The organism is Mesorhizobium sp. M4B.F.Ca.ET.089.01.1.1, assembly GCF_004022605.1.
Taxonomy (GTDB): Bacteria; Pseudomonadota; Alphaproteobacteria; order Rhizobiales; family Rhizobiaceae; genus Mesorhizobium; species Mesorhizobium abyssinicae.
The window spans coordinates 1-1,151 of record NZ_RZOS01000884.1 but is presented as its reverse complement, the minus strand read 5'-3'; the positions used below and the strand labels follow the sequence as shown (position 1 = coordinate 1,151).

At 65.2% G+C, this 1,151-nt stretch carries 2 protein-coding genes; both read right to left on the bottom strand.

Going from position 1 to position 1,151, the window contains the following annotated elements:
• On the bottom strand, nt 1-270 hold a 270-nt coding region (locus EN780_RS34755), incomplete at its 3' end, for a biotin/lipoyl-containing protein (protein WP_128276503.1).
• Between the two features lie 3 nt (nt 271-273).
• Nucleotides 274-1,151: alpha-ketoacid dehydrogenase subunit beta (locus EN780_RS34750; protein ID WP_133372891.1), on the bottom strand; the 878-nt coding region annotated here is incomplete at its 5' end.

Below are 1,151 nucleotides of genomic sequence, written 5' to 3'. Positions count from 1 at the left end.
CTTCGCCACAGCATCAGCCCCATAAGCCTCGCCGTCAGCATAAATCCAGGCAACAGGCGCGCCGACGGGAATGTCGACGCCCTCCTTGCCGGTGACATCAAGCAGAATGCCGCTCGCCGGCGCATCGATTTCCATCGCCGCCTTGTCGGTCTCGATCTCGAACAGCACGTCGCCTTGCTTGACGACGGAACCCTCGGTGACAAACCAGCGCGAGATCTGGCCGGTCGCCATGTCCATGTCGACCTTGGGAAGGATGACTTCGACGGGCATCGGCTAGCGCGCTCCCCTGACCAGATCGCGCGCCGCCGCGACAATGTCGGGCACTTGCGGAACCGTCGCCCTTTCCAGGTCGGGATTGTAGGGGATCGGTATCTCGGCGCCGCCCAGCCGCACGATCGGCGCATCGAGGAAGTCGAAGGCTTCGCTCTCGGCGATCATGGCGCTGACCTCGGCGCCGACGCCCAGCGTCTTCACCGCCTCGTAAACGCAAAGCAGCCGCGAGGTCTTCTTGACGCTTTCGATGATGGTGCGCTTATCCATCGGCCGCACGGTCCTGAGGTCGATCACCTCGATGTCGATGCCCTCGGCTTGCAGCGCTTGCGCGGCCTCCAGTGACTTGTGCACCATGATCGAGGTTGCCACGATGGTCAGGTCGCTTCCCTCGCGCCGGACATCCGCCTTGCCGATCGGCACCGTGTAGTGCCCCTCGGGCACCGGCCCCTTCATCTTGTAGAGCAGCTTGTGCTCGAAGATCATCACCGGATCCGGATCGGCGACCGCCGCCAGCAGCATGCCCTTGGCGTCGTGCGGCGTTGCCGGCTGGATCACCTTCAGCCCCGGCACATGGCCGAGCCAGGCTTCCAGGCTCTGGCTGTGCTGCGCGGCCGCGCCGGTGCCCGAGCCGGCGGGAAAACGCATCACCACCGGCACCGAGACCTCGCCGCCCAGCATGAAGCGCATCTTGGCCGCCTGGTTGACGATCTGCTCCAGAGCAAGCGTGGCGAAATCGGAAAACTGGAATTCGAAGATCGGCCGCAAGCCGGTCATCGCCGCGCCGACGGCGACACCGGCGCCGCCGAGTTCGGAGATCGGCGTGTCCATCACCCGGTCGACACCGAAACGCTCGACCAGATCGCCCGTCACCTGGAAGG